Consider the following 26,396-nt stretch of genomic DNA (forward strand, 5'->3'; position numbering starts at 1 on the left):
CTGTGGTGCGTCATGGTCGCGTCGGTGTGCGGATTCCGGGTGCTCGGCGGTGCCGCCGGGCTGACACTGGAATCGCCCATTTTGCTGCTGCTCGAGCCTCAGGGAGCTGCCACCGCGCTCACAGACCCGGCGGGCGAAGCTCGCGGCCGGTGACCATCTCGGATTCGATCCGCACGAACAGGGCCCCTGCCATTGGCATCCAGGACGTGGGGCCCTCCCGGGACAGCCGCTCGTGCTCGGTGGGGTCGGTCACCACGGTGGCTCGTTCGGTGACGACCACGCTCCAGCCGGACCGGGTCGCCGCGTCGAACGCGTCCGCCTCGAAGGCGACGACGACGCCGTCGATGGCGCGTACGAGGTCCGAGTCCGGCGAGGTGCACAGCAGGACGGAGGTGTCCGTGTCCAGGGAGAAGTTGACGGGGAGAACCGCGGGCAATGCCTGCCTGGTATAGACCACGCGGCCGACCGGCACCTTGGTGAGCAGGCGCAAGCTTTCCTGCCGGTCGAGTGCGCGAAAGGCGTCGTTCCGGTACATCAGTCAATCGTCCCCGCGGCCGTCGTGTGGGGGTAGGGCCGACCGGCCCTACCCCCACACGACGCGAGGAAGGCCGATCGCAGCCGTTGTTCCGTTCCGGCGGCGTGAAGCCTCCGACGGGACGCGCACCCGCTCCCGGACGTGCGGGCCCGTCGATCGCGGTGTGGCACGGGTCGTTCTCCGGTACGGCCGGGACCGATGGCCACCTGCCCGCCGTCTTGCCGGTGAACTTCGGTCTGGACGGTGAAGGTGCGGTGGCTGCGCACTTCCGCGGCCTCGGAACTGGTCGGCGCGATCGACGGCGCGGTGGTCGCCTTCGAGGTCGACGACGTCGACGCGGTCCGGCACTCCGGCTGGAGCGTCACCGGCACCGCCGTGGTGGTGACCGACCCCGCCGAGCACGAAGGCCTGGCCCGCACCGTTTCGGTCTCCTGGGTACCCTCACCGCAGGCAGTCTTCGTCCGTATCGAGTCCGAACTGGTCACCGGGCGCGAACTCGTCGGCGGACGCACCCTGTACGGGGTTGACCTCACCGCCTGAGCCACTCTTTCTGGATTGCATCTCCGCGATCCAGCGCGCAGCACAACCTGGACGACGCCGCCGGCGGTGGTAGCGAATCCGCCAGGTGGGGAATCCGGAGAGCGGAATCCGGTAATCAGGGACCACTGGCCCTGGCCTCCAGTCCCTCGGACGGGGAAGGATGCCCGGGGAAACAGAAGAGGACATCACAAGGAGTAACCGATGGCGGACAGTGAGCAGGCCGGCACCGGAGGTCCCATCAGGGTCTTCCTCCTGGACGACCACGAGGTCGTTCGGCGCGGCGTGCACGACTTGCTGAACGACGAGCCGGACATCACGGTGGTCGGCGAAGCCGCCACGGTCGAGCAGGCCCTGGTGCGCGTCCCCGCGCTGCGCCCCGATGTTGCGGTCCTCGACGTCCGCCTGCCCGACGGCGACGGCGTGACCGTGTGCCGTGAACTGCGCTCGAGCATGCCCGAGCTGGCCTGTCTGATGCTGACCTCGTTCGACGACGAGGAGGCCCTGCTGGACTCGATCATGGCAGGTGCGTCCGGGTACGTCCTGAAGCAGATCCAGGGCTCGGACCTGGTCTCGGCGGTGCGCACCGTGGCCGGCGGCCAGTCGCTGCTGGACCCGAGCGCCACGACCAAGCTGATGGCAAGGCTGCGGGGAGGTCAGAAGCAGGAGGAAGAGCCGGATGCCCTGCCTGGGCTGACCGAGCGGGAGCGGGAGATCCTGGCCCTGATCGGTGAGGGCCTGACCAATCGGCAGATCGGCCAGCGGCTGTATCTGGCGGAGAAGACGGTGAAGAACCACATCTCTCGCCTGCTGGCCAAGCTGGGCGTGGAGCGTCGTATCCAGGCCGCGGTCATCGCCACTCAGGCGCAGGACCGGCTGCGCGGCGAGGGACGCTGAGGCGGAGCCGGGAGAGCGGCGAGGCGCTGCCGACGCCTCCCGCCCCGGCCTGCCGTCGCGCAGGGCCGAACGGCCCCCGGTTCACCCCCCTCGGGCCCGAGCACCGCCCTACCCGCCGGCGGAAGGCTGATGTCGCGCCCGGACGACACCGGGTATCGCCGATTCGTCGGGGAGGACGAGGGACATGACCGTACGTGTGGGCATCAACGGCTTCGGCCGCATCGGACGCAACTGAGGCACTTGCCCATCTGCTGGCGTACGACTCGACGTATGGGCGGCTCGGCCGCGTCGTCGAGCACGACGGCAGTTCGCTGACCGTCGACGGCCACCGCGTCGCCGTCACCGCGGAGCGCGACCCCGGCGCCCTGGCCTTGGGCGACCTCGGCGTGGACGTCGTCGTCGAGTCCACCGGCCGCTTCCGCAGCCGCGAGAAGGACCCGCGCCGGGGCCGCAGCGCCGCTGTGGACATCATCCCCCCAGCACCGGTGCGGCCCGCGCGGTCGGCCTCGTCCCGCCGGAACTGTCCGGCACCTTGGACGGCATCGCCGTACGCGTCCCCGTCGAGGACGGGGCGCTGACCGATCTGAGCGTGGTGCTCGACCGTCCGGCCAATGCCGACGAGGTCAACGGGCCCTTCCGGGAGGCCGCCGACGGGCCGCCGACGGGCATCCTGCGGGTGTCCGACGCGCCGATCGTCTCCCGCGACGTCGTGGGGGACCCCGCCTCGTGCGTCCTGGACGCCCCGCTGACCCAGGCCCACGGCGACCTGGTGAAGATCTTCGGCTGGTACGACAACGAGTGGGGGTACACCAACCGGCTGCTCGACCTCACGGAGTACGTCGCCGCGAGGTTGCCGCGGACCTGACCCGGCCTGGCGTGCTCTCCCTGCTGGCAGGGCTGATCTTGTGTCCTCCTCGCGCGCCGACCGCTACCGTGGCAGTGAGCGGACGGCGGTCGGCTCTGCGCGGACGGTTGGAGATCACGTTGTCAGGCTCCGAGAAGGCTCGGAAGGCCCAGGTAAGGCTGCCCCAGCTCAGGCTGGACGAGTTGCTGGAGGAGTTGCAGGCCCGCGTCGACGCGGCCCGGGGAACCCAGGACCGGGTGCACAGTCTGCTGGAAGCGGTGCTGTCGGTCGGCCGGGAACTGGACCTGGAGCAGGCGCTGTACAGCATCGTGCAGGCCGCGACGGCACTGGTGGACGCGCAGTACGGCGCACTCGGTGTGATCGGCCCGGACGGCAAGCGGCTGTCGGCCTTCCACACGGTCGGCGTCAGTGAGGACCAGATCGCCCGCATCGGGAACTACCCGGAGGGGCACGGCATCCTGGGTGAGCTCATCCGCCACCCCGAGCCGCTGCGCCTGCCGAAGCTCTCCGGGCATCCGGCCTCCTACGGTTTCCCGCCGCATCATCCCCCGATGAACACGTTCCTGGGAGTCCCCATCCGGGTCCGGGACCAGGTGTTCGGCAATCTGTACCTGACCGAGAAGCGGGGCGGGACCGATTTCGACGAGGAGGACGAGGCCGTCCTGTCCACCCTCGCCGTGGCCGCCGGCGTCGCCATCGACAACGCCCGTCTGTACGAGGAGTCCCGGCTGCGTGAGCGGTGGCTGCAAGCGAACGCCGAGATCACCCACAGCCTGATGTCCGGCGGCGACCAGGCGGAGGTACTGCGGCTGATCGCCGAGCGAGCGCGGGACATCACCGGCGCCGGACTCGCCGTGGCCGCGGTGCCGATGAAAGACACGGACACGCTCACCGTGGAGCTGGCCATCGGCCGGCAGGCGGAGGCCCACCGAGGGCTGGTGCTGCCCGTCGAGGGCAGCCTCATCGGGCGGGCCTTCGCCGACGTGGCACCGGTGACCAGCCCGGACGTCTCTCACGACGACCGGATCTCGGCCGGGCCGCCGCGCTTTTCCGGCCTGGGGCCGGCCGTCGCCGTGCCCGTGGGGACGGGGGACGGCGTACGCGGGGTCGTGCTGCTGGTCCGTGAGGCGGGCGCGAACGAGTTCACCCAGAAGGAGATGGAGCCGCTGCAGCACTTCGCCGCCCAGGCCGCGGTCGCCATGGAACTCGCCGAACGCCGTAAGGACGCCGAGCAGATCGCTGTTCTCGAAGATCGCGACCGGATCGCCCGGGACCTGCACGACCTGGCCATCCAGCGGCTGTTCGCCACCGGGATGACCCTGCAGAGCGCCGGCCGCCTCATCGAGCACGCGCAGGCCTCGGAGCGCGTGCTGCGGGCCGTCGACGACCTCGACGAAACCATCAAGATCATTCGATCGACGATCTTCGGCCTGCGCACGCGCGACGACGACGCGGCCCCCAGCCTGCGGGCCCGAGCGGTGCGCGTGGTCGGTGAGGCCGCGCCCGTCCTGGGCTTCGCGCCCAGCGTGCGCATGGAGGGACTGCTCGACACGCATGTCCCGAAGGAGACCGCCGACCACATCGTGGCCGTGCTGTCCGAGTCCCTGACCAACATCGCCCGCCACGCGCACGCCGACCGCGCCGAGGTGGTGCTGGAGACCGACGGCAACGAGGTGAGCCTCACGGTCACCGACAACGGTGTGGGCGTACCCGAAGGGGGCCGCCGCAGCGGCCTCGCCAACATGGCCGAGCGGGCCAGGAAGCTCGGCGGGGACATGGAACTCGCCGGCCGGGACGGCGGCGGAACGCGACTGGTGTGGCACGCCCCGGTGAGGGCAGCGCAGGGCCCCTCGGAAGGGTGATCACGGCGAGGCACCAGGTGTTGCCTCCGGGCGGGAAGGACGCCGGGACGCCACCCGGTGGCGCGGGACCCGGCCCGGCGTGATCCTGGAAGGGCGAGCCACGAGCGGACCCACCGAGGGAAACGGCACCGTCATGCACGCTCAGCTGGGCGATCTGCTGATCGTCGAAAGTCCGGCCACCGGCACCGCTCGGCGCGACGGTGAGATCGTCGGGCTGCACCACGACGACGGAACGCCCCCGTACGACGTGCGATGGTCGGACACGGGCCAGGTCACGCTCGTGTTCCCCGGGCCGGACGCACGCGTCCAGCACCTTCACACCGAGGCCGCAGCGCCGGGCGGGGCGACGGACCCGAGCACGCGAGCCGCCGCCGCGACCCGTCCCCGCAGCGCCGCGACAAGAGCCGGGGACGTAGGACGGCGCGTGGCGGCCGCACGTCGGCGACAGGGGCTCAGCCGGGAGGAAACGGCTCGCCGCGCCCACATGGCGCCGGAGTACCTCGCCTACCTGGAGGAACATCCTTCGGATCCCAGTCTGGCGACGCTGCTGCGACTGGCCGACGCCCTCGGCACCCGGCTCGTCGAACTGCGGGGCGGTGACCAGGACCTGCCACCAGGGCAGGGACACGCCCTCCTGCACCCCCGCCTGAGGGAACTCAGCCAGGAGGAGTGCCGCACCCTGCTGTCCACGCACGGTGTGGGGCGCGTTTCTGTGACCACCCCTGACGGCCCGGCCGTGCTCCCGGTCAACTACGACGTGGTCGACGACGCCCTCGTCTTCCGCACCTCGCCGGACGCGGCTCCCGCCGCGGCCGTCGGCACGGAGGTCGCCTTCGAGGTGGACCACATCGACGATGCGATGAGCCAGGGCTGGAGCGTTCTCGCGGTCGGCCGGGCCGAGGCCGTCACAGACCTGGACGAGGTGCGCCGCCTGGACACGCGGGCCCATACCGATCCGTGGCCGGGAGAAGGACGCACGTTGTGGGTGAAGATGCGGCCCGTCCGCGTGACAGGGCGTCGCATCACGCCGGCGGACCGGTGAGTGGATCACCCGGCCGCCGGCGCCTCGCGGGCCGTGCGGAGTGGCCAGGGGGGCCCGACGGGGCGGGCCGCGGGCGACCACCCAGGGCTGAGAGCTGCGTGTCCTGAACCCGGTGGCGGCTCTTCGCCGCGCAGGGTCACGCCGCACCAGGCACAGTTGTCCGGTTCGCGGCACAAGCGCGGCGGACGGGACAGCCGGCCCGCTGCCTTATGACCCGCCGGGTTCGTCGTATCGCGCCGGACGGCCCCCGGCCCAGGGCCGTTCAGCCCGCTGCCGTGGACCTTCGGCCTCCGGCGCGAACCAGCGCCGGCCAGGACAGTGAACGGTGTCAGGAACCAACCGGACCATCCCGAAGGGATCACCGTCATGGCCGTGCACGATCACTCACACCGCAGTGCGGGTCTCCACCTGCCGTCGTTCCGCAGGAACCGGACGTCCACCGCACCCGGGTCCGCCGTGTCGGCACGTGGCGACACGCACACCGCGCGGGCCTACGTCTTCGGTTCCGTGCGCCTCCTCATGGGCTTCGTCTTCCTGTGGGCCTTCCTGGACAAGACGTTCGGGTTCGGTTACGCCACCCCGTCCGGCAAGGGCTGGATCGACGGTGGATCGCCGACGAAGGGGTTCCTCGGCTCCGTGTCCGTCGGGCCGATGGAGTCGACGTTCCACGCGTGGGCGGGCGCGGCCTGGGCGGACTGGCTGTTCATGCTCGGCCTGCTGGGCATCGGCCTGGCACTGGTCGCGGGGATCGGACTGCGCCTGGCCGCGGTGGCGGGGACCGTGATGATGGCGCTCATGTGGGTCGCGGAGTGGCCACCGGCCCAGCACCTCTCGGACGGTTCGCCGAGCATGTCGACGAACCCCTTCGCCGACTACCACCTCGTCTACGCCGCCGTCCTGATCGCCCTGGCCGCCGTCTGCGCGGGCGACACCCTGGGGGCCGGCCGGCTCTGGGCCAGGCTCCGGTTCGTCCGCGACAACGGCTGGCTGCGCTGAACACGGGGATGCGGTGGGCCCGCCACCGGGCCCACCGCTCGGGCGGTGGGAGGGACGGTCGGGTCCCGGTCCGGGACCAGTGGCCCCTGCACTGCCCGCCGCCCGCGCACGACCCTCGAATCGGATCCCTTGCTTCACTTCTGGAGGTTGAGAGCATGTCCCGCACCATCACCGTAGGTCTCGACGGCTCGTCCGAGAGCCGGGCCGCCGCCGAGTGGGCGGCCCGGGAAGCGAAGCTGCGCGGGCTGGCGCTCAGGCTCGTCCATGTGTGGCAGCCGGTGCCGGAGCCGATGGCCCAGGCACCGCTCCTCGGTGCCGAGACCCACCAGCACTGGAGCGAGAGGATCCCGCGCGAAGCCGCCGCGGGTCTGCGGTCGCGGCACCCTGGCGTCGAGGTGAGCACGGAGCAGCGCTCCGGCAACGCCGCCGAGGCGCTGTGCTCGGCGGCGGAGGAGTCCGCGCTGCTGGTCCTGGGGTCGCGCGGCATGAGCGGGCTCGGCGGGTTCCTGGTCGGTTCCGTCGGCCAGGCCGTCCTGGCGCACGCCGAGTTGCCGGTCGTCCTGGTGCGCGCGGGAGAGCAGGCCGCCGACGAGCACGAGATGGACCCCACCGGCATTCCCTCGGTGGCGGCCCCTTACCGGCCCGTCGTGCTCGGCCTGGACACCGGCCGGCCCGATGAGCGACTGATCGAGTTCGCCTTCGACGCGGCGGTGCGCCGCGCCACGTCCCTGCGGGTCGTCCACGGCTGGAACCCGCCGCCCTACTACGCCTACGGCCTGTCCGCCGACCCCGGATTTCACGACACCCTCGCCCAGAGCGAGGCCGCCGGCCTGGCGGAGATGCTGCGCCCGTGGCGGCAGAAGTTCCCGGACGTCGAGGTTCTGGAGGAGTCCCGCTACGGCAGCCCGGCCCTGCACCTGATCGACGCCTCCCGCGAGGCATCCCTCGTCGTCGTGGGCCGCCGGGTCCGCCGCAACCCGCTCGGTGCCCACATCGGTCCCGTCACGCACGCCGTCCTGCACCACGCCACCGCGCCCGTCGCCGTCGTCCCGCACGACTGAAACACCCTGAGGAGAAGCAACCATGAAGGCAGCAGTCGTCCGGGCCTTCGGTGAACCGCTGGTCATCGAGGAGCGCCCCGACCCCGAGCCCGGCCCCGGCCAGATCCGTGTCCGTCTCGAGGCGTCCGGGCTGTGCCACACCGACATCCACGCCGCGCACGGGGACTGGCCGGTCAAGCCGAACCCGCCGTTCGTGCCCGGGCACGAGGGCGTGGGTCTGGTGGAGGCCCTCGGCGAGGGCGTCACCCACCTGGCCGCCGGGCAGCGGGTCGCGGTGCCCTGGCTGGGCCGGGCCTGCGGGCGGTGCGAGCACTGCCTGTCCGGCTGGGAGACGCTGTGCGAGCAGCAGATCAACACCGGCTACGGCTGCGACGGGGGGTACGCGGAGAAGATGCTGGCCTGGGCCGACTTCGCCCAACTGGTGCCTGAGGGAGTCACCCCGTTCGACGCGGCCCCGCTGACCTGCGCGGGGGTGACGACGTACAAGGCGCTGAAGGTCGCCGACGTCCGACCCGCCCAGCTCGTCGCGATCTCCGGCGTCGGCGGCCTCGGCCACCTGGCCGTGCAGTACGCGAAGATCGCCGGGGCCACCGTCGCCGCGATCGACGTCACCGACGACAAACTGCGGCTCGCCCGTGAGCTGGGCGCCGATCTCGTCATCGACGCCCGCAAGGACGACGTGGGAGCGGTGCTGAAGCGCCACGGCGGTGCGCACGCGGCGATCGCGCTCGCGGTGAACGAGGCCGCGTTCACGGCGGTCAACTCCGGCCTGCGCAGGGGCGGCAAGCTGGTGATGGTGGCGCTGCCCGCACACGGCACGATTCAGGTGCCGATCTTCGACACGGTCCTGAACGGCACCAGTGTGATCGGCTCGATCGTCGGCACCCGACAGGACCTCGCCGAGGTCTTCCAGCTCCACGCGGCCGGCCGGACGAAGGTCATCTACGAGACCCGCCCGCTCGCCGCCGTCAACGACTCCATCGACGAGGTGCTGCGCGGCCAGGTCAAGGCCCGCATCGTCTTCGACCTGGGAGCACCGTCATGAGTACCATGGACCTTCCGCTCGTCGTCGGCGTCGACGGATCCGAACCGAGCCTGCGGGCCGTGGACTGGGCGGCCGACGAGGCCGCCCTCCGCGGGGTGCCTCTGCGGTTGGTGAACGCCTCGCTGTGGGAACGGTACGAAGGCGCCGCGCTCGCGCATGACCTGGGCAAGCCGTCCGGACGGGGCATGGCCGAGGACATCGTCGGGACCGCGGCGCGGCGCGCCCGCCGACGTGCCGCGGACGTGAAGATCTCCACCGACGTGCTCCCCGAGGAGCCCGAATACGCGCTGGTGCGCGAGGGACGGAACGCGTCCGCGCTGGTCCTGGGCACTCGTGGCCGCGGCGGCATCGCCAACCTGCTGCTCGGCTCCGTCAGCCTGACCGTGGCAGCCCACGCGTCCTGCCCGGTGATCGTCGTCCGTGGCAGCCACGACAACCAGGCCAGGGCCGGGCTGCGCGGCCGCATCGTCCTCGGAGTCGGCGACGCATCGACGGCTGCTGTCGACTTCGCCTACGAGGAGGCGAAGAGGCGGGGGGTGCCGCTGGACGCCGTCCGCGCCTGGCGCTGTCCCGCGCACGAGACCACCGACCACCCCCTGCTCGCGGATGAGCCCACGCGCCTGCACGAGGAGCAGGCTGCCAAGGTGCTGGAAGCGGCCCTGAAGGATGCTCCCGCGGACATGGAGCTGCACCGGCGCACGATCGAGGGACCCGCTCGCAGGGTGCTCCTCGCTGCCTCGCACGAGGCCGATCTCCTCGTTGTCGGCGCCCGGCGCCGACAGCCAGGGCACCTCGGCCTCCAGCTCGGCCGCGTCGCCCACACCGTCCTGCACCACTCCGCCTGTCCGGTGGCGGTCGTACCCGAGCGGGCGTGAGGTCAAAGGCCCCGCCGCGTGGCCGGAGAGGTACCGCTGCCGCTCGCGCTCGGTCGGCTTCGGCAGGGCGACTGCCCGCCGCCTCCGGCCCTCACAACGACAAGCAGCCGGGCTCTCCGCCTTCACCCACTCCTGCAGTTTCACCAGCTCCGTCTGCAGACGCACGAATGCTGCCGCGTACGCCGTGCGCGGATCCACTGCTGGGTACTCGCCCGGGGTGGAACATCGGTGCGCCACCGTCACCGGGGCGTGGGCACCCTGCTCGTCGAACACCTGGTCTCGGCGGCCCGGTCGGACGGCGTCACCACCTTCACGGCCGACGCGCTGAGCGAGAACCGCGAAGTTCTCAGGCTCTTCACCGACCTCGGACTGGACGTCACCCGGCGCTTCGAGGGCGCCGAGGTGCGCTGCACGATAGCCCTCGACGAGGACGACGCCTATCTGACGGCGGTGGAGGCCCGAGGCCGGGCCGCCGACGTGGCCAGCCTCGTACCGCTGCTGCGGCCGAAGGCGGTGGCCGTCGTCGGCGCCGGCCGCAAGCCCGGCTCGGTCGGCCGCGCCCTGCTGCACCACCTGCACGCCGGCGGTTACACCGGGCGCCTGTTCGCGGTGAACCCCAGCGCCACCAACATCCTGGGCGTGCCCTCCTACCCCTCGATCACCGCCCTGCCCAGGACGCCCGACCTCGTGGTGATCGCCGCGCCCGCTCCCGCGGTCCCGGCCGTCGCCGAGGAGTGCGGCAAGGCGGGCGTACGGGCCCTCGTGGTCGTGTCCGCAGGCCTCGACGGTACCCAGGCGCAGGCGCTCCTGACTGCATGCCGCACCCACGGCATGCGCCTGGTCGGCCCCAACTGCCTCGGCATTTCCAACACCGACCCGGACCTGGGCCTGGACGCGACGTTCGCCGCCGGTCACCCGAAGCCCGGCAGCGCGGGTGTGGCCGTGCAGTCCGGTGGTGTGGGCATCGCCCTGCTCGACGGGCTGTCCCGCCTGGGCATCGGCGTGTCCACATTCGTCTCCCTCGGCGACAAGTACGACGTCAGCGGCAACGACATGCTCCAGTGGTGGGAGAGCGACGGCCGCACCGACCTCGCCCTGCTGCACCTGGAGTCCTTCGGCAACCCGCGGGCTTTCTCCCGCACGGCCCGGCGCGTCACCCGCCGCATGCCCGTCCTCACCGTCGACGCCGGCCGCACCGACGCGGGCCGACGGGCCGCCGCCTCGCACACGGCGGCCGCCGCGACCCGCACCATGACCCGGCAGGCCCTGTTCACCCAGGCCGGCATCACCGCCACCCACTCGATCGGTGAACTCCTCGCCACCGCGGCCCTGTTCCACACCCAGCCGCACCTGGCGGGGACCAGGGTCGCCATCGTCACCAACGCCGGCGGCGCGGGCGTGCTGACCGCCGACGCCTGCGCCGAAGCGGGGCTCGTCCTGCCGCAGTTCACTCCGGGACTCGTCGACGACCTGCTGGCCGTGCTGCCTTCCGGTGCGGCCGTCGGCAATCCCGTGGACGCCACCGCGGCCGTATCGGAGGACCAACTGCGCGAGTGCGTCGACCGGCTCATGACGTATCCGGGGATCGACGCCGTGCTGCTTGCCCTGCTCCCCACCGCGGTCGCCGCGGCGACGGGTGACGATCTGGTCCGGGCCCTCACCGCCGGGCCGGGACGACAGGCGCGGCCGGTCGCCCTCGTCCGCCTGGAGCAGGACGCGGCGGTCAGCCTGCTGCCCGCCGCCGACGGCGGCACCATCCCCTCGTACGCCGAGCCCCAGGCGGCGGCACGGGCCCTGGCCCACGCCGCCCGCCGGGCTGCCTGGCTCGCCCGCCCGGCAGGCACCGTACCGGCTCTCGACGGAGTCGACACCGCCCGCGCCCGCCAGATCACCGAGACGTACCTCGCCGCGCATCCGGACGGCGGCTGGCTCGACCCACTCATCTGCGCAGACCTGCTGGCCTGCTACGACATCCCTCAGTTGCCGTGGGCATGGGCCGACACGGAGGACGACGCCGTCCTCGCCTCCGAACGGCTGGGCGGTGTCGACGGCCGGGTGGTCATGAAGGCCCACTGGCCCGGACTGGTGCACAAGAGCGAGCAGCACGCCGTCCACCTCGACCTGCGGGGTGAGGACCAGGTCCGCGCCGCCTACCAGGACTTGGAGAGCCGGTTCGCCGGGCCGATGACCGGGGTGGTCGTGCAGCCGCTCGCCGAACGCGGTACCGAGCTGTTCGCCGGAGTCGTCCAGGACGACGTCTTCGGGCCGCTCGTCCTGTTCGGCCTCGGCGGGACGGCCACGGAGGTGCTCGCCGATCACGCGGCCCGCCTCGCCCCGCTCACAGACCACGACGTGCACGACCTCATCACCGCCCCGCGCTGCGCACCCCTGCTGTTCGGCGCGCGCGGCAACGGACCCGTGGACCTCGAGGGCCTGGAACAGGTCCTCCTGCGGCTGTCCCGCATGGCGGAGGACCTGCCGCAACTCGCCGAAGCCGACTTCAACCCGGTCCTCGCCACGCCCGGCCAGGTCACCGTGCTCGACGCGCGGATACGCCTCCTGCCGCGCACGGCCAAGGACCCCTATCTGCGCCGACTGCGCTGAGGAGGACCGGCATGAGGTGGCCCGGCGACATGCGGAGCGGCTGCCGGTGCCCGAAGAGGAGGACCGGCCGGCAAGAGCAAGACCGGAGATCGCCCTTGCCGTGACCCGGCAGATCGACGGCGCGGTCGACGTCGTCGACTAGCTCACCACCGGCTCGACGACTGTGAAAGGAGGCTAACCACCATGCCGAGCAACGTGTTGGTCGCCTACGGAACAACGAACGGATCGACCGCGGAGATCGCCGAAGCCGTCGCCGCAGTCCTGCGCAAGGAGCTGGACACCACCGCGCGAGGGCCCCGCCACCGAGAGCGAGGCCGGAGAGGGCCAGCGTGGCGGCGACACTGAAGAAGACCGCCTCCGCGGCGGCCTCCGCCGGACCGGCCGGCTCCGGGGTGAGTGCGCCCTGTGTGTCCTGCCACACCGTGATCGTTGATCCGCGGCGCAGGCCGGTGCCGTCCACCAGGGTTCGCCCGGTCCGGGTGGTGCCATCGGGAGTTGTCCACCGGACCTTTGCCAAGGTTCGGTAGGCGCCGCCCTCTCTCGACGACGGACTCCGCGGGACATCGGTGAGTACCATCGCACGCACCGGGTGCCGCTCGGATCGCTGCTGAGCGGGCGCCTCGTGGGCGGAGTGAGCCGTCACCAGCCCGGCGATCGTCCCTCCCACCGCGATGACCGCCCACATCACCAGCACGATCCAGGCCTTGAGCTTGTCGTCGCGCCGTCGTAGCGGACTGCTCCGCCACCGCCACAGTCCCACTTTCGTACCCCTGCCACCGGGCATCGGTAACACCTCCTCGTCCTCGTGACCCTTCGCAGGTGGCAGCGACAGGCCACCTGCGACATGGGCCGATGAGGCGGCGCTGCGGGCCGACCGGCCCAAGCGGATCTCCCTGCCGTGGGACAAGCTGGACGTGCGGGGCAATCCCGGCACCGCACCGGAGCGTGACTCGGGCCTGCCGACGACGCTGCGCCGGGTTCCGGCTCCGGGCTGGAGCGCTAGAGAGCGAGGAGCGGGCATGAAAGGCTACGTCTTCCACGGTCCCGGACAGGCGGCGTGGGAAGAGGTCCCGGACCCGGTCGTCAAGGAAGCCACCGACGCGATCGTACGAGTCGGCGCCGTCACCATCTGCGGGACGGACCTGCACATCCTCAAGGGTGACGTGCCCGAGGTTCGGCCCGGCACCGTGCTGGGACACGAGGCGGTCGGGGAGATCGTCGAAGTCGGCGGCGACGTACGCACGGTGCGCCCGGGGGACCGGGTTCTGGTCTCCTGCATCAGCGCGTGCGGGCGGTGCCGCTACTGCCGAGAGGGAATGTACGGCCAGTGCAGGGGTGGCGGGGGCTGGATCCTGGGGCATCTGATCGACGGCACCCAGGCCGAGTACGTCCGCGTCCCTTACGCCGACCTGTCCGTTCACCCGCTGCCCAGCGCCGTGAGCAGCGAGGATGCCGTGCTGCTGGCCGACATCTTCCCGACGGCGTACGAGGTCGGCGTGCTCAACGGGAAGGTACGTCCAGGAGACACCGTCGTGGTCGTCGGGGCCGGCCCCATTGGGCTGGCGGCCATCGCCACCGCCCGGCTGTTCGCGCCCGAGCGGATCGTCGCCGTCGACCTGGCCGCCTCCCGGCTGGAGGCCGCCAGGCGGCTCGGGGCGGATGCCGTGGCCGACGTCCGGGAGGCCCCCGAGCAGCTGATCGCCGAGCTCACCGAAGGGCTGGGTGCCGACGTGGTCATCGAGGCGGTCGGCGCGCCGGAGAGCTTCGAGCTGTGCACGCGCGTGGTGCGGCCCGGCGGCCACGTGGCCAACGTCGGTGTGCACGGCAAGCCGGCGATGCTGCACCTGGAAGACCTGTGGATCAAGAACGTGACGATCACCACGGGGCTGGTCGACACGCACTCCACACCGACCCTGCTGCGGATGGCGTCCGCCGGAAGGCTCCCGACGTCGCAGCTGGTCACCCACACCTTCCCACTGGAGCAGATGGAGGAGGCGTACGACGTCTTCGGCAACGCCGCCGGGACCGGTGCCCTGAAGGTGGTGCTCGGCGGACAACAGCACGACGCCGTCGCTGTGCGGGCGGCCTGACGCCGGTCCCGGCCTGCCGGTCAACTTCTCTCTCTGGACTACGACGGAGCAGTGTCGCCGTGCACGTTGGCCGCCTCCGAGCCGGTCCGCGCGATCGACGGCGCGGTGGTCGCCTTCGAGGCCGACGATGTGCACGCGGTGACTCAGTCGGGCTGGAGCGTCGTCGTCACCGGTTCCGCCTCGGTAGTGACCAATCCTGCCGAGCACGAGCGCCTCGCCCGGACCGGTGGATGACGCTGGTGGTGGAGAAGAGGTGTACGACATGAGCGGCACGATTGAGCGGCTCCGCGGCCGGCCTGAGCTGTCCGTCCTGCCCGACTGGTCGGAGGCGGGATTCCCCGTGATGGACACTCATCCGGAAAAGCATGGTGTCCTGACCATCACGGTGCCGGTGCCTCCGGCCGACCACCGCCGCTCCCTCCGCTCCTGAACCAGCGATCGTCACGGGCGACCGAGGGGGGCTGACCGGCTCAGCCATGAGGGTCGGAACCGGCTCGGCCATGAGTCAGCTCGGCCGCGATCTCCGCCGTCCACGCGTCAATGGCGTCCCAGTCCCGGTAGTCGCCGAACCGGCCGCCCACCACGCGGAAGAAGATCCGGCCCGTGCGCGGAAGCTGGTCCGGTGTGAGGACGCCCGAGAGCAGACGGTGCCCCCGGTACGCCAGACCGGCCGGAAGGTCTCGCTCGATCACCGGAATCTCCTTCGTGACCATGCGCTTCCACGGCCCCCGCAGCGCAGCCGGCATCCCGACGCTGAAGATCCATACCGGTCGCGTGCCCAGTACGTCGCGGTTGTCCCGCATGAAGGCTCTCGCCGGGGTCAGCCAGCGCTGGCTGTGAACCGCGCTTCCGAGGACGAACGCCTCATAGGTGTCGGCGTCGTCGACCTCCGCCATGGGACGCGCCCGCGCTGCGAGTCCCGCTCGGCGCAGCTGGGCGGCCATCCGCTCGGCGATCTGCCGGGTGGAGCCGTGGGCGGTCGCATGGCCGACCAGAACGTCCATCACGTCACCTCGATACGCTCTGTGCCTCGAACAACTCCGCTCGCGGGCCGAGTCGGGTTCCGACGACTCGAAGCGGCACCGCGGGTCGGTCGGGCACCGGTACCGCGACCACGGGGACAGTGGCGTGCCTCAGGCATCCACGGCCGACCGCACCCCCCACAGGGAGGTCGAGCTGCCCGTGCGCGGTGCGCCCGAGCACGAGCAGCAGGGCGCCGCGCGCCCGGTCCAGGAGGACGCGCACAGCCGGGCCCTCGACCAGTTCAGCGCGTACGGCATCGTCGATCCGCGGCCCGAAGACCCTGCGCAGCGTCTCCGTGAGCAACCGCGCGGCCGCGTCCCGTTCCTCGGCGGGCGTGGGTCGCACCGACACCGGGGCGTACGGGGCGACGCGGGGCGCGGTCGCCTCCCAGGCGTGCACGGCGACGACCTCCGCGCGCAGCGCGCGGGCCTGCTCGGTGGCCCAGCGAAGGGCGGCCGCGGACGCCTCGGACCCGTCGACGCCCACCACGATGGCCCTGCCGGTGGCGAGTTCGGTCATGGCAACCTCCCGTAAGGCTTCATGCCTTCACGATGGTCCGGAATGGGGGCGTGCCGCGTGGGCCGAGAGGCTCCGACGGAGCGCCGATGGTCCCTCGCGGACGGGTGACGACGGACGGCTCAGTACAGGGACGCCGGCCAGCTCGTCAGAACGGCGGTGATGACGCCGGCGTCCAGCACCGCGCCGAGGGACAGCCACGGATGGAACCACAGGACCTTGAGCAGCAGGCCGACGCAGGCCGCGGTGAGCGCCGCGACGGAGCGGCCACTGCTGTGCGTCGCGGTGGCAGCGCCCGCGATGACGTAGAGCACGGCCGTGGTGGAGGCGAGGCCGATGGCTGCCGCCCCGGCAGTACGCGAACCGGGCAGTCCGGCTGCGGCCGGCGCCCAGGCATGCCGGGGGTCGAACGGCTGGTTCCCATCGGTCCGCGCCAGCCAGATCGGCAGGTGGATCAGACCGTGCAGAAACAGGAAGGCGGAGACAAGTACTGTCGTCATGGTGCCAACTCCTCTTCGCCGGTGCGCCGTTCGTCACTTCCCTGGTCGAGCCGGAAGGGCGGATACACGTCGGTGGGCAGGGCCGCGTAGGCGGCTACCCGCAGCACCCAGCGGTTGAGCCCCATCACGAGGTCGAACAGGCCACACGGGTAGCGCCCGGTGGCGGCCAGGCAGACACCGGCGAACAGCGTCAGCACACCGACGAGCCCGCCCCCGCCCCCGGCCCAGGACGCATGGACGCCGCCCAGGAAGAAACCGGGAGGGCGAGCAGCCACTTGACCAGCCACAGCCAGCGGTACAACCGTGGATCGAGAACTGCTGTCAACCGGGCCGGGTGGCCCCGGGCTTGCGTGTTCATCGAGACCGGTCCTCTCCGAGTCCACGGATCAGGTAGTCGCTCCCATACCGGGACGGGAGGACCTGCTCAGAGCCGGCGAATCCAGTCGTCGGCCACACCGTGCAGGGCGGCCTGTTCGGCCGGACGCAGGTGCGAGTCGTCGATTCGGTACGACAGGTGGTCGACGACGGCGACGACGCCGTCCAAACGGCTGGTCATGCCGAGCGCGACGAGGATGTCGCTGCGCCGCTCCAGCTGACCGGTCAGCGTGACCACGCCGTCCTCGACGGTGATCTCGATGATCTGTGGGGCAAGCCACAGCGTGTTGACCAAGACCTCCTGCCGCACATCACGCTCGATCTCCTCGTCGGTGCGCAGGAAGACCTGGAGCAGATCGCGTCGGGTGACGATGCCGGCGAGCCGGTCCTCCTCGTCCACGACGGGCAGCCGCTCGATGCCGCGCTCGGCCATGAGCCGGGCGGCCTCGGTGACGGTGGCGTCGGCCCGCACGGTGACGGCGGGTGTCGACATGACCCCGCCGGCCGTCCGTGCCCGGCTCTTGGCCGCGTTCCGGCGCACGCCGCGGCTCAGTTTCCGCAGGCGGCTAGCCCAGGCGCTCAAGGTGCCGTCCGGTACGGATGTCCGGGCCTGGTGGAGCATGAGGTCCGTCTCGGAGACCACGCCGATGACCTTGTCGTCCTCGTCGATCACCGGGAGGCCGCTGATCCGGTGGTCCCCGAGCCGGCGCACCACTTCCTTGAACGGAGTGCCGCGGTCGGCCGTGACGACGTCACGGACCATGACGGCGCCGATCCTGGTGGCCTTCATAGTGATCCTCCTCGAACAGGAGACAAGTCCTGTATGCCGCTCAGCACGCACGCTCCATCCGGAGCCTTCGAGTTCAGCCTCCGGTGTGCGGTCCAAGGAGCACAGGGACTGAGTGGGCACGGTGGAGGGCCGATCGGCCCTCGCAGTGCGCCCGCTCAGCGCCCGTTCCCTTGCGCCGGGTTACGCGATCATCCTGCGGCAGAGAACACGGCACGGGCCCAACGTCCCCGTACTGCACGAGCGGCGCGACAAGTACCCGGACGTCGAGGTCCTTGGGACGGTAGTGGAGGACAAGGCCTCCAACGCCCTCCTGAGAGCGGCGACCGGAGCCGGACTCCTGGTCGTCGGTCACCGGCTCACCGAGCGACCGACCGTCCCGCGTACCGGCCCCGTCACCCACGCCGTGATCCATCACGTCGGCTGCCCCGTGGCCGTCGTACCGCACGTCTGAACGAGTCCGCCCGTACAGGTGGGCCGATGAGCCGGATGTGACAAGAACACAAGGGTGAGACAGGACGGTGACGGTCACGTCGAGGCCAGTCGTGGCCGGTCTGGACGGCTCCCAGGAGAGTCTCGCCGCGGCCCATTGGGCGGCCGGGGAAGCCCTGCGCCGAGGACTGCCGCTCCGGCTCGTGCACGCCTGGGAGGGCCTGCCCGAGAACGACACCGAGGCGAGTCTCCCGGAGCTGCGCGCGCCGCAGTGCCAGGCACGCCGGGTGCTGCGCGGCGCGGTCGACCAGATCAGCGAACGGTATCCGCAGCTGCACGTCGCCGCCGGACAGGTGCGCAGGCAGCCCGGCCCCGCGTTGCTGGACGAGGCGGAGAATGCCGAACTGCTGGTCATCGGCAGCCAGGGGCTCAGCAGCGTCGTCGGGTTCGTCGCCGGTTCGGTGGCCATGGCCACCGTGGCGCACGCCGAACGCCCGGTCGTCCTCGTACAACCGTGGCGGCAGAAGTTCCCCGCCGTGCTCGTCAAGGAGAACCTGCACGACCCGGCCCGGGTCCTCGTCCGCGCGGCGGGCGGAGCGGGCCTGCTGGTGGTGGGCCGCCGCAGGAGGCGTGCCGCGGTCGGCTCGCACACAGGCCCGGTCGCCCATGCCCTGATCCATCACGTCGCCCGGCCTGTTGCGCTGGTGCCGCACGACTGACGACACGTTCGGCACGTGCCCCGCCCAGCAGGTGCCCGCGGGCACGCGCGTCACGAGCCGGCTGATGTGCTGCTCATCGCAGGACCCGCGCACCGCAGAGCGTCTGTAAGCCGCGCGTGCAGCTCGAAGGCGTCCGTCAGGTTCGTGTGCCGCAGGATGCGCCGGAAGCCGGCACTCTCAGTGACCAGCCGCAGTCGGCCCTGCCCGGCTCCGACCCGGTTGCGTGCCCGGCACAGCACGCGCAGCCCGGCGCAGTCGATGAAGGACACTGGACGCAGGTCCACCACCAGGTCGGCGCCTGGAGCGGCGGTCAGAGCGTCGAGCCGCGCGGACAGCGCGGGTTCGGTGAGTATGTCGATCTCGCCGTGCAGCTCGAGAACGGTCGTGTCGCCGACGGTGCGTTCCGTGTGGCTCGGCATGGTGCCTGTGTGCGTATGCGCCATGGGTAGAGCAAAGACCGGACGCCGCATCGGGCGGAAGGGCCGGGCGGCCCCTTGGACGTGCAGGAGCAGGGCCATCCGGCCCACAAGGGACCGGGCGAGCGGGCCGGCCGTCTGCACGGCGGCCGGGTCGGCGCCGTCGTCGGGACCTTGGGCCCTCGTCTCGCGGGTCGTGGATCACCAGAGTGGGGTACCCCAAGGAGTACCACTGTCATGTCCCCCATGTCTCCCGTCCTCGTCGGTCTCGACGGCCGCCCCGAGAGCGTCACGGCGGCCGGCTGGGCCGCCCGCGAAGCGCTGATGCGCGGGGCTCCACTGCGTCTCGTACACGCCTGGGAGCAGTCTCCCCAGCCGTACGCGACGGTGGCGGAGGCCGCCGTGCCGCAGCACCCGCATGGGTCAGCGCGCCTCCTTGCGGACACGGAGGCGTCGCTGACCCGTCGTCACCCGGGGCTGCGGATCGCGGCCGACGGGTCGCCCGGGAACCCGCGACGGCTCTGCTGACCGCCGCGGCGGATTCCGGGATGCTGGTACTCGGGTCGCGGGGCCTGGGCCGGGCCGCCGGATTCCTGCTCGGTTCCGTCGGCCGGTCCGTGGTGGCCCGGGCCGAGCGGCCGGTCGTGCTGGTCCGTGCCGACGCCACCCTGGACGCGGCGGGTGCTGACCCCGGTACGTCGGTCCGGGCCGTGGTGGTCGGCGTGGACTTGGACCAGCCAGATGACTCCGTCCTCGTGTGCGCCTTCGAGGCCGCTGCACGCCGCGGTGCCGGCCTCCGGGTCGTCCACAGCTGGATCCGGCGGTCGAGAACACCTCCGCGGCGGGCCTTCCGGGCGTGGACGAACCTGCCGAGGGGAGGACCATGCTTCCTCGTCAGCCGCTGGCCGATCTGCTGCGTCCGTGGCAGGACAAGTTCCCGGACGTGCCCGTGACCGAGCAGACCGTGGTCGGCCAGGCGGCATCCCGCCTGGTCGACGCATCTTCCCTGCCGGCGGCCTGCTGTCCGCACTGCAGCCACATGACCTTTGCCGCGTCCATGGGGGAGCCGCCGCCGAGCGCGATGATCGTGTCGGGGCGGAAGTCCCGCATCAGGGCGGCCCCGCGCCACACCGAGTCGATGCTCGGCTCCGGTTCGACGTTGTCGATGACCTGCACGGTCACCGGCTCACGGCGACGCTCGGCACCCGCGTCACACGGTCGACGAAGCCCAGCCGGGTAATCGTCGCGTGGGTGACCGCGGTGACGCGGTGCACGTCCGGCATCGACGTCAGGTAGCGGACGGCCTGGGGCTCGAAGTAGATCTTCGGCGGGACTTTGAACCACTGGAGGTTGTTGCGGCGTGTGCCGACCCGCTTGACGTTCAGCAGTTGGGCCGCGGAGACGTTGTTGGAGACCGAGGTGCTGCCCCAGGATCCGCAGCCCAGCGTGAGCGACGGCAGCAGTCCGTCGTGGATACCGCCGATGGCTCCCTGCGAGGACGGGGCGTTGACGATGACCCGTACGGTCTTCATCCGCCGGCCGTACGCCTCGGCGAGGGCCGGGTCCTCGGTGTGGATGACGGCGCTGTGGCCCTGACCGCGGAAGGCCACCATGTCGGCGGCCAGGTCGAAGCCCTGCCGCTCGTCCTCGGCCCGCAGCACAGCCGGCACGCCGCCGGGCGACACGTCCGTCACCGGGGTCCGGTCACCCGGGCGCACTGGGTATGGAGCAGTCGTCGTCCAGGAACGTCAATCCGTTGACCACTCCTACGACGCCTTCGAGCCGCCACACCGAGTGGACGGCCTCCGGGACCTGACTGCGCAGTTCCACGTGGCCGTCGAGAGTGACGACGCCGTCCCGGACGCGGACGCGGACCGCGTCGGGTGGCAGCCCCAGGCCGCCGACGAGGACCTCCTCGGTCACCTGGCGCCGGATGTCGTCGTCCGTGCGCAGGAAGACCCGGAGCAGGTCGCGGCGCGTGGCGATGCCGATGAGGCGGTCCTCCTCGTCCACCACGGGCAACCGCTCGACGCCGCGGCGCTCCATCAGCCGTGCCGCGTCCGGGACGGACTGCTCCGGATGCACGGTGATCGCCGGTGCCGACATCAGGTCGTGCGCCGTGACGGCACGGGCCGGGTCCCGGCCCGCCCGGTTCGCCTGGGCGCGCACCAGGTCGGTCCCGGAGACCACGCCGAGCACTTTGTCGTCGTCGTCGACGACGGGCAGCCCGCTGATCCGGTGGTGGTCCAGCAGCCGGACGACCTCCTTGAACGGCGTCGTCCGACACGCCTGGACGACGTCGCCGGTCATCACTTCACCGACGGTGTGGGATGTCACGGTGGTTCCTCCTTCACCAGCGCGGGGCGGACGGGAGGGGATCGGCCGATCCCCTCCGCACCACGCCGCCCGGCGCTCCTAGCGCTGCTGACCACCGCGCCACGGCGGTGGCGTGGCGGTCCTGTGGGCCGCGTCCCGGCGGTGCGCGGCGCGTTCCGTGCGGCTGCGCAACCGGTCCTGCAGCCGGTCGGCGAGCTCCCGTGCGCTCGCCTCACGCGCGTGCACGACGACGAGGTCGCCGCCCACCTGGATCTCGGCGCCGGCGGACCAGGGAAGGTCGACGTGGTGGGCCGCCTCCCTGGTGACACGCACCTCGCCGCTGACGGGCGGAAGCCCGGGACGGCCCAGCACGGCGCCGACCTTCTCCCGGAGGTAGGCGAGCGACTCCTCGTCCACGTCGCCCTCGGTCCGCACGCGTACGGAAGCGGGGCCGCCCTCGTGGCCGATCTCCTTGGCAGTCATGTGCGCACTCCTCGTGGTAGTTCCTGGTGATCGTTTCTGGCGCGTCTCAAGACTGCTGCGTGCGCCGCCCCGGTCCCAGGGCCGGCCGGCCTCGGGAGACGGGGCCATGGGTCCCGGCCACTGGCTGTCGCCGGTCCCGGGGCGTCACCGGCTGTCACTCACGTCGGTCTCTTCCAGCGCGGCGCGTCCGGCCTCCAGGCGGGCGACCGGGACGCGGAACGGCGAGCAGGAGACGTAGTCCAGTCCGGCGGCGTGGAAGAAGTGCACCGACTCGGGGTCGCCGCCGTGCTCGCCGCACACGCCGATCTTCAGGTCCGGCCGGGTGGCGCGGCCCTCGGCGACGGCGATCTCTACCAGGCGGCCCACGCCGTCCCGGTCGAGCGTCTCGAACGGGGAGACGGGGAAGACGCCCTTGTCGAGGTAGGCGGAGAAGAACTCCGCCTCGACGTCGTCGCGGGAGAAGCCCCAGGTCGTCTGGGTGAGGTCGTTGGTACCGAAGGAGAAGAACTCGGCCTCCGCGGCGATCCGGTCCGCCGTCAGCGCCGCCCGGGGCAGCTCGATCATGGTCCCGACGGGGCAGCTGACGGGGACGCCGGACGCTGCGGAGACCTCGCCCAGTACCCGCTCCACCTCCTCGCGGACGATCCGCAGTTCGCGGACGTCCCCGACGAGCGGAACCATGATCTCCGCCCGGGGGCTGCCGCCGGCCCGTGTGCGTTCCGCGACGGCCTCTCCGATGGCCCTCACCTGCATGGCGACCAGACCGGAAACGACCAGGCCGAGGCGCACGCCCCGCAGCCCGAGCATGGGATTCTCCTCGTGCATCCGGTTCACCGCGCTCAGCAGTTCGACGTCGTGCGCGGCCGGCAGGTCGCCGCGCGCCTCGGCGGCGGCGATCCGCACCGCGAGCTCCGTGCGGTCGGGCAGGAACTCATGCAGCGGCGGGTCCAGCAGGCGGATGGTGACCGGCAGGCCGTCCATCGCTTCCAGGATGCCGCTGAAGTCCTCCCGCTGGAGCGGCAGGAGTGCCGCCAGGGCGCGGTCGCGCGCGCCGTCCGTGCCGGCCAGGATCATCTCCTCGACCAGCTTGCGCCGCTCGCCGAGGAACATGTGCTCGGTGCGGCAAAGACCGATGCCCTGCGCACCGAACCGGCGCGCGCGGGCGGCGTCCTCGGGGGTGTCGGCGTTGGCCCGCACCTCCAGCCGCCGCACGGTGTCGGCCCGGGCCAGCGCGCGGGCCACCGCGTCGACGGCCCTGGCCGATCCCTCGTCGCCGGCACCCGACTCCAGGAACCGCATGACCGCCGAGTCCACCAGCGGCACCGGCCCCGGGTAGACGGCGCCGGCGGAACCGTCCACGGAGATCACCGTGCCTTCCTCGACCACGGTGCCGTCGGGGGCGGTGAAGCGCCGGGCCTCGATGTAGACGGAGAGTTCCTCGGCACCGCACACGCACACCTTGCCCATGCCGCGCGCCACCACGGCAGCGTGACTGGTCTTGCCGCCCCGGCTGGTGAGCACCGCCTGGGCGGCGATCATGCCGGGCAGGTCGTCGGGGGTCGTCTCCTGGCGGACGAGGACCACCTTCTCGCCGGCCGCGGCACGCCGTACCGCTTCGGCGGAGTCGAAGACCGCCGCGCCGACCGCGGCACCGGGTGAGGCCGGGAGGCCGTGGGCGAGCGGGTCCCCGATCGCGGAGGTGTCGAAGCGCGGGAACATCAACCGGGCCAGTTCCTCGCCGCTCACCCGGGCGAGGCTCTCGTCCGGAGTGATGAGTCCCTCGTCGGCCAGTTCGGCGGCGATGGCGAAGGCTGCCTCGGCGGTGCGTTTGCCGACCCGTGTCTGCAGCATCCACAACTCGCCGCGCTCGATCGTGAACTCGATGTCGCACAGGTCCCGGTAGTGCCGCTCAAGGGTCCGCATGTGCTCGCACAGCCGGGCGTACGAATGCGGGTCCAGGCGTTCCAGCTCGGCCAGGGGCACGGTGTTGCGGATGCCGGCGACGACGTCCTCGCCCTGCGCGTTGGGCAGGTAGTCGCCGTACAGGCCGGGGCGTCCGGTGGCCGGGTCGCGGGTGAAGGCGACGCCGCTGCCCGAGTCGGGGCCGAGGTTGCCGAAGACCATGCACTGCACGGTGACGGCGGTGCCCAGGTCGTCGGGGATGTGCTCACGCCGCCGGTACAGGCGCGTCCGCTCGCCGTTCCAGGACTGGAAGACGGCCAGGACCGCCCGGCGCAGCTGCTCGGCGGGGGACTGCGGGAAGTGTTCGCCGGTCTCCAGATGGATGATGTTCTTGTACGTCTCGACCAGCTGGGCGAGGTCGGCGGCGTCCAGGTGCACGTCGTCCGGGGCGCCGCGCAGGTCCTTGAGCAAGGCGATGGACCGCTCGAACAGGGCTGGGTCGACGCCCATGACCGTACTGCCGAACATCTGGATCAGCCGGCGGTAGGAGTCCCAGGCGAAGCGTTCACTGCCCGAAACCTTGGCCAGGCCCAGCACGGAGTCGTCGTTCAGGCCGATGTCGAGGATCGTCTCCATCATGCCGGGCATGGAGAAACGCGCCCCGGAACGGACGGACAGCAGCAGCGGATCGTCCCGCTGACCCAGCAGCCGGCCCGCGGCCGTCTCGACGGTCGACAGGTGCTCGGAGACCTCCTGCCACATGCCCTCGGGCTCGCCGCCGGTGGCGAGGAAGGCCCGGCAGGCCTCGGTGGTGATGACGAACCCGGGAGGGACGGGCAGTCCGAGCCGGGTCATCTCGGCCAGGTTGGAACCCTTGCCGCCGAGCAGGCCGGCCATGTCACGGCCGCCCTGTGCGAAGTCGTACACGTAACGGGCCATGACGCTGTGCTCCTCAGCTGTGGGGACCTGTCGAGTTCCAGCGTCGAACGGCGAGCGTGCCGGCGGGAGGTGCCGTCAGGCCCGGGCCAGGGGCCGATGGGCCCCGTCCCGGGCCGCTGGAACCGCGCCCGCTATTCGATGGGGCCGAAGGGGCCCGCGCACAGGGCTGCGCGGCCCTGGGTATTCGCTTCCGGCGCGAGGAGGCTCGAAGCCGTCAGGAGAACCGGAGGGTCCGGGCTCCGGGAGGGACGCGCGATGTTCTGCAACGTCGTAGTGGGAGTCGACGGATCACCCGCGAGCCTGGCGGCCGCGCACTGGGCGGCTCACGAGGCCTCGCGCCGGGGCACCGGGCTGGCTGTCGTGCACGCCTGGCGCCGCCACCCCCGTCCCGCACCGTACGTGCCCATGGACCGTACCGAGCACGACTGGGCCGAGCAGACACTCCGGGATGCCGTCGACAGCGTCCGCGCGGCCCACCCCCGGCTGCGGATCGTCGACCGCCTCGTGTGCGACGCGCCGGTCGCCGCCCTGGTCGCCGCCGCCGCGGAGGCCGAGCTGCTGGTCCTCGGATCACTCGGTATGGGCAGGGTGAGCGGGTTCGTCATGGGGTCCGTGTCCCAGCGCGTGGTGGCCCGTTCGACGCGGCCCGTGGTGCTGGTGAGGCCGGGGCTGACCGCAGCCGACGAGCATCTGCCGGCCGCGGACGGTGTCGCACCGGAGGAGATCCCCGAGACGCCGTACCGCGCGGTCGTCCTGGGTCTGGACGTCCAGCACCCGTGTGACGAACTGATCGAGTTCGCCTTCGACGCCGCCCGGCGGCGCGGCACCGCCCTGCGTGTCGTCCACGCGTTCCGGACGCCGCCGCGACCCGCCTCCGATCCGTCGTTGGTCACACCGCCGGCCGTCCCGTCGGTCCCGGTGGCCGGGCCGGAAGCGCTCGCGGCCGGGGAGCACGCGGTGGTGGCGGCACTGCGCCCCTGGTGCGAGAAGTATCCGACCGTCCCCGTGACCGAGACGGTGACCGCGGGCCGGGCCGCCACCGTCCTGGTGCACGCCGCGCGGGACGCCGGGTTGCTCGTGGTGGGGCGCCGCACGAGCGGGGGTCGGCTCGGTGCCCACACCGGTCCGGTGACCCACGCCGTCCTGCACCACGCCGCCTGCCCCGTCGTCGTGGTCCCGCACGTCTGAACTCACCTGCGGTCGACCTGCTGGCCCGGACCCAGGGCCTCATCGGCTCTGCTGGTCCGTGCCCTGATCGACGCGCAGCAGTGCCTGTGGGTGGGCCGAACGTCCCGGTCGGCCCGGGCCGGACGGGACCGCTGCGGTGCCCTGTCAGGCACTGCCCCCCGCCACTGCGGACGACGAGCATCGACAACGAGAAGAACAGTGAGAAAGCCCGCCCAGGGAGAGGACCTGTGATGACCGTGACCGTGACAGCCGGCCCCCGGACCGCCGACGCCTGGCGGCAGTACGCCGGGACCAGGTGGCGTGAGCGCATCGACGTGCGCGACTTCATCCAGGCCAACTACACGCCCTACGAGGGCGGTCCGGCCTTCCTGGCCGGGCCCACGGACCGCAC

General features: G+C 71.9%; 25 protein-coding genes and 7 pseudogenes. 20 read left to right on the forward strand and 12 right to left on the reverse strand.

Translation table 11 applies throughout. The features are described 5' to 3' along the window. Nucleotides 1–118 precede the first annotated feature (118 nt). Nucleotides 119–535 (reverse strand): pyridoxamine 5'-phosphate oxidase family protein, encoded by a 417-nt coding sequence (locus ACZ7D7_RS10800; protein WP_470823658.1) that lies wholly within the window; start codon nt 533–535, stop codon nt 119–121. Nucleotides 536–741: 206 nt separating this feature from the next. Between ACZ7D7_RS10800 and ACZ7D7_RS10805 the strand changes: the two are divergent. From ACZ7D7_RS10805 to ACZ7D7_RS10860, 12 genes and pseudogenes are all read left to right on the forward strand, one after another. Further along, a pseudogene (locus ACZ7D7_RS10805) lies at nt 742–1,075 on the forward strand (pyridoxamine 5'-phosphate oxidase family protein); the annotation flags it as partial. A 201-nt stretch (nt 1,076–1,276) separates the two neighbouring features. Next, the gene (locus ACZ7D7_RS10810; protein WP_470823660.1) at nt 1,277–1,969 is read left to right on the forward strand and encodes a response regulator; all 693 of its coding nucleotides are present in this window, start codon (nt 1,277–1,279) and stop codon (nt 1,967–1,969) included. A gap of 184 nt (nt 1,970–2,153) precedes the next feature. After that, nucleotides 2,154–2,834, forward strand: a pseudogene (locus tag ACZ7D7_RS10815) (type I glyceraldehyde-3-phosphate dehydrogenase). A 119-nt stretch (nt 2,835–2,953) separates the two neighbouring features. Then, nucleotides 2,954–4,696 (forward strand): sensor histidine kinase, encoded by a 1,743-nt coding sequence (locus ACZ7D7_RS10820; RefSeq protein WP_470823661.1) that lies wholly within the window; start codon nt 2,954–2,956, stop codon nt 4,694–4,696. 133 nt (nt 4,697–4,829) lie between these two features. Next, entirely contained in the window at nt 4,830–5,738 is a 909-nt protein-coding gene (locus ACZ7D7_RS10825; RefSeq protein WP_470823662.1) for a pyridoxamine 5'-phosphate oxidase family protein, read from the forward strand. Between the two features lie 366 nt (nt 5,739–6,104). Beyond that, nucleotides 6,105–6,734, forward strand: a complete 630-nt coding sequence (locus tag ACZ7D7_RS10830; protein ID WP_470823663.1) for a DoxX family membrane protein — start codon at nt 6,105–6,107, stop codon at nt 6,732–6,734. 155 nt (nt 6,735–6,889) lie between these two features. Beyond that, nucleotides 6,890–7,795 carry a universal stress protein gene (locus ACZ7D7_RS10835; protein WP_470823665.1) on the forward strand — a complete coding sequence of 302 codons (906 nt, stop codon included), beginning with the start codon at nt 6,890–6,892 and terminating at the stop codon, nt 7,793–7,795. Between the two features lie 22 nt (nt 7,796–7,817). Continuing rightward, a complete protein-coding gene (locus tag ACZ7D7_RS10840) occupies nt 7,818–8,840 on the forward strand; it encodes a zinc-dependent alcohol dehydrogenase (RefSeq protein WP_470823666.1) in 1,023 nt (340 codons plus the stop codon). A 5-nt stretch (nt 8,841–8,845) separates the two neighbouring features. Then, nucleotides 8,846–9,715 carry a universal stress protein gene (locus ACZ7D7_RS10845; protein WP_470823708.1) on the forward strand — a complete coding sequence of 290 codons (870 nt, stop codon included), beginning with the start codon at nt 8,846–8,848 and terminating at the stop codon, nt 9,713–9,715. Nucleotides 9,716–9,943: 228 nt separating this feature from the next. Beyond that, nucleotides 9,944–12,319: a bifunctional acetate--CoA ligase family protein/GNAT family N-acetyltransferase gene (locus tag ACZ7D7_RS10850; RefSeq protein WP_470823668.1), complete on the forward strand. Its 2,376-nt coding sequence runs from the start codon at nt 9,944–9,946 to the stop codon at nt 12,317–12,319. A 16-nt stretch (nt 12,320–12,335) separates the two neighbouring features. Next, the gene (locus ACZ7D7_RS10855; RefSeq protein WP_470823669.1) at nt 12,336–12,461 is read left to right on the forward strand and encodes a hypothetical protein; all 126 of its coding nucleotides are present in this window, start codon (nt 12,336–12,338) and stop codon (nt 12,459–12,461) included. 41 nt (nt 12,462–12,502) lie between these two features. After that, nucleotides 12,503–12,592 (forward strand): annotated as a pseudogene (locus ACZ7D7_RS10860) (flavodoxin domain-containing protein); the annotation flags it as partial. A gap of 64 nt (nt 12,593–12,656) precedes the next feature. Here ACZ7D7_RS10860 and ACZ7D7_RS10865 read toward each other — a convergent pair. Then, nucleotides 12,657–13,340 (reverse strand): annotated as a pseudogene (locus ACZ7D7_RS10865) (Rv1733c family protein); the annotation flags it as partial. Here ACZ7D7_RS10865 and ACZ7D7_RS10870 point away from each other — a divergent pair. From ACZ7D7_RS10870 to ACZ7D7_RS10880, 3 genes and pseudogenes are all read left to right on the forward strand, one after another. Further along, nucleotides 13,339–14,409: a zinc-dependent alcohol dehydrogenase family protein gene (locus tag ACZ7D7_RS10870; RefSeq protein WP_470823670.1), complete on the forward strand. Its 1,071-nt coding sequence runs from the start codon at nt 13,339–13,341 to the stop codon at nt 14,407–14,409. The pseudogene ACZ7D7_RS10865 and the gene ACZ7D7_RS10870 overlap by 2 nt on opposite strands. Nucleotides 14,410–14,422: 13 nt before the next feature. Next, a pseudogene (locus ACZ7D7_RS10875) lies at nt 14,423–14,637 on the forward strand (pyridoxamine 5'-phosphate oxidase family protein); the annotation flags it as partial. A 34-nt stretch (nt 14,638–14,671) separates the two neighbouring features. Further along, a complete protein-coding gene (locus tag ACZ7D7_RS10880) occupies nt 14,672–14,839 on the forward strand; it encodes a hypothetical protein (RefSeq protein WP_470823671.1) in 168 nt (55 codons plus the stop codon). 40 nt (nt 14,840–14,879) lie between these two features. Here the strand turns inward: ACZ7D7_RS10880 and ACZ7D7_RS10885 are convergent, their stop codons facing one another. From ACZ7D7_RS10885 to ACZ7D7_RS10905, 5 genes are all read right to left on the reverse strand, one after another. Continuing rightward, complete coding sequence (locus ACZ7D7_RS10885; RefSeq protein ID WP_470823672.1) at nt 14,880–15,413, reverse strand: flavodoxin domain-containing protein; 534 nt, start codon at nt 15,411–15,413, stop codon at nt 14,880–14,882. Between the two features lie 4 nt (nt 15,414–15,417). After that, the gene (locus ACZ7D7_RS10890) at nt 15,418–15,951 is read right to left on the reverse strand and encodes a universal stress protein (protein ID WP_470823673.1); all 534 of its coding nucleotides are present in this window, start codon (nt 15,949–15,951) and stop codon (nt 15,418–15,420) included. A gap of 119 nt (nt 15,952–16,070) precedes the next feature. Next, nucleotides 16,071–16,448 (reverse strand): hypothetical protein, encoded by a 378-nt coding sequence (locus tag ACZ7D7_RS10895; protein WP_470823674.1) that lies wholly within the window; start codon nt 16,446–16,448, stop codon nt 16,071–16,073. After that, on the reverse strand, nt 16,445–16,723 hold the full coding sequence (locus ACZ7D7_RS10900) for a DUF4389 domain-containing protein (protein WP_470823676.1): 279 nt from the start codon (nt 16,721–16,723) through the stop codon (nt 16,445–16,447). The genes ACZ7D7_RS10895 and ACZ7D7_RS10900 overlap by 4 nt, the downstream gene beginning before the upstream one ends. 149 nt (nt 16,724–16,872) lie before the next feature. Next, a complete protein-coding gene (locus tag ACZ7D7_RS10905) occupies nt 16,873–17,613 on the reverse strand; it encodes a CBS domain-containing protein (RefSeq protein ID WP_470823678.1) in 741 nt (246 codons plus the stop codon). 229 nt (nt 17,614–17,842) lie between these two features. On the opposite strand from ACZ7D7_RS10905, the pseudogene ACZ7D7_RS10910 reads away from it, so the two are divergent. Both ACZ7D7_RS10910 and ACZ7D7_RS10915 read left to right on the forward strand, forming a co-directional pair. Then, nucleotides 17,843–18,064: pseudogene (locus ACZ7D7_RS10910) on the forward strand (universal stress protein); the annotation flags it as partial. A 67-nt stretch (nt 18,065–18,131) separates the two neighbouring features. After that, nucleotides 18,132–18,761 (forward strand): universal stress protein, encoded by a 630-nt coding sequence (locus ACZ7D7_RS10915; RefSeq protein WP_470823679.1) that lies wholly within the window; start codon nt 18,132–18,134, stop codon nt 18,759–18,761. A gap of 50 nt (nt 18,762–18,811) precedes the next feature. On the opposite strand, the gene ACZ7D7_RS10920 is transcribed toward ACZ7D7_RS10915, so the two are convergent. Next, nucleotides 18,812–19,180 carry an STAS domain-containing protein gene (locus ACZ7D7_RS10920; protein WP_470823680.1) on the reverse strand — a complete coding sequence of 123 codons (369 nt, stop codon included), beginning with the start codon at nt 19,178–19,180 and terminating at the stop codon, nt 18,812–18,814. Between the two features lie 234 nt (nt 19,181–19,414). On the opposite strand from ACZ7D7_RS10920, the gene ACZ7D7_RS10925 reads away from it, so the two are divergent. Further along, nucleotides 19,415–19,705: a universal stress protein gene (locus tag ACZ7D7_RS10925; protein ID WP_470823681.1), complete on the forward strand. Its 291-nt coding sequence runs from the start codon at nt 19,415–19,417 to the stop codon at nt 19,703–19,705. A gap of 20 nt (nt 19,706–19,725) precedes the next feature. Next, nucleotides 19,726–20,130 (forward strand): universal stress protein, encoded by a 405-nt coding sequence (locus tag ACZ7D7_RS10930; RefSeq protein ID WP_470823682.1) that lies wholly within the window; start codon nt 19,726–19,728, stop codon nt 20,128–20,130. 49 nt (nt 20,131–20,179) lie between these two features. Here ACZ7D7_RS10930 and ACZ7D7_RS10935 read toward each other — a convergent pair. The 4 genes and pseudogenes from ACZ7D7_RS10935 to ppdK form a co-directional block, all read right to left on the reverse strand. Then, nucleotides 20,180–20,847: pseudogene (locus ACZ7D7_RS10935) on the reverse strand (iron-containing alcohol dehydrogenase); the annotation flags it as partial. Between the two features lie 34 nt (nt 20,848–20,881). After that, entirely contained in the window at nt 20,882–21,514 is a 633-nt protein-coding gene (locus ACZ7D7_RS10940) for a CBS domain-containing protein (protein ID WP_470823683.1), read from the reverse strand. A 78-nt stretch (nt 21,515–21,592) separates the two neighbouring features. Then, nucleotides 21,593–21,976 carry a hypothetical protein gene (locus tag ACZ7D7_RS10945; RefSeq protein WP_470823684.1) on the reverse strand — a complete coding sequence of 128 codons (384 nt, stop codon included), beginning with the start codon at nt 21,974–21,976 and terminating at the stop codon, nt 21,593–21,595. 144 nt (nt 21,977–22,120) lie between these two features. After that, nucleotides 22,121–24,817 carry a pyruvate, phosphate dikinase gene (gene ppdK, locus ACZ7D7_RS10950; RefSeq protein ID WP_470823685.1) on the reverse strand — a complete coding sequence of 899 codons (2,697 nt, stop codon included), beginning with the start codon at nt 24,815–24,817 and terminating at the stop codon, nt 22,121–22,123. 255 nt (nt 24,818–25,072) lie between these two features. Here ppdK and ACZ7D7_RS10955 point away from each other — a divergent pair, with 255 nt between their 5' ends. Continuing rightward, entirely contained in the window at nt 25,073–26,005 is a 933-nt protein-coding gene (locus ACZ7D7_RS10955) for a universal stress protein (protein WP_470823686.1), read from the forward strand. Nucleotides 26,006–26,396: the final 391 nt, after the last annotated feature.

Source organism: Streptomyces sp. NPDC037054 (assembly GCF_055606745.1).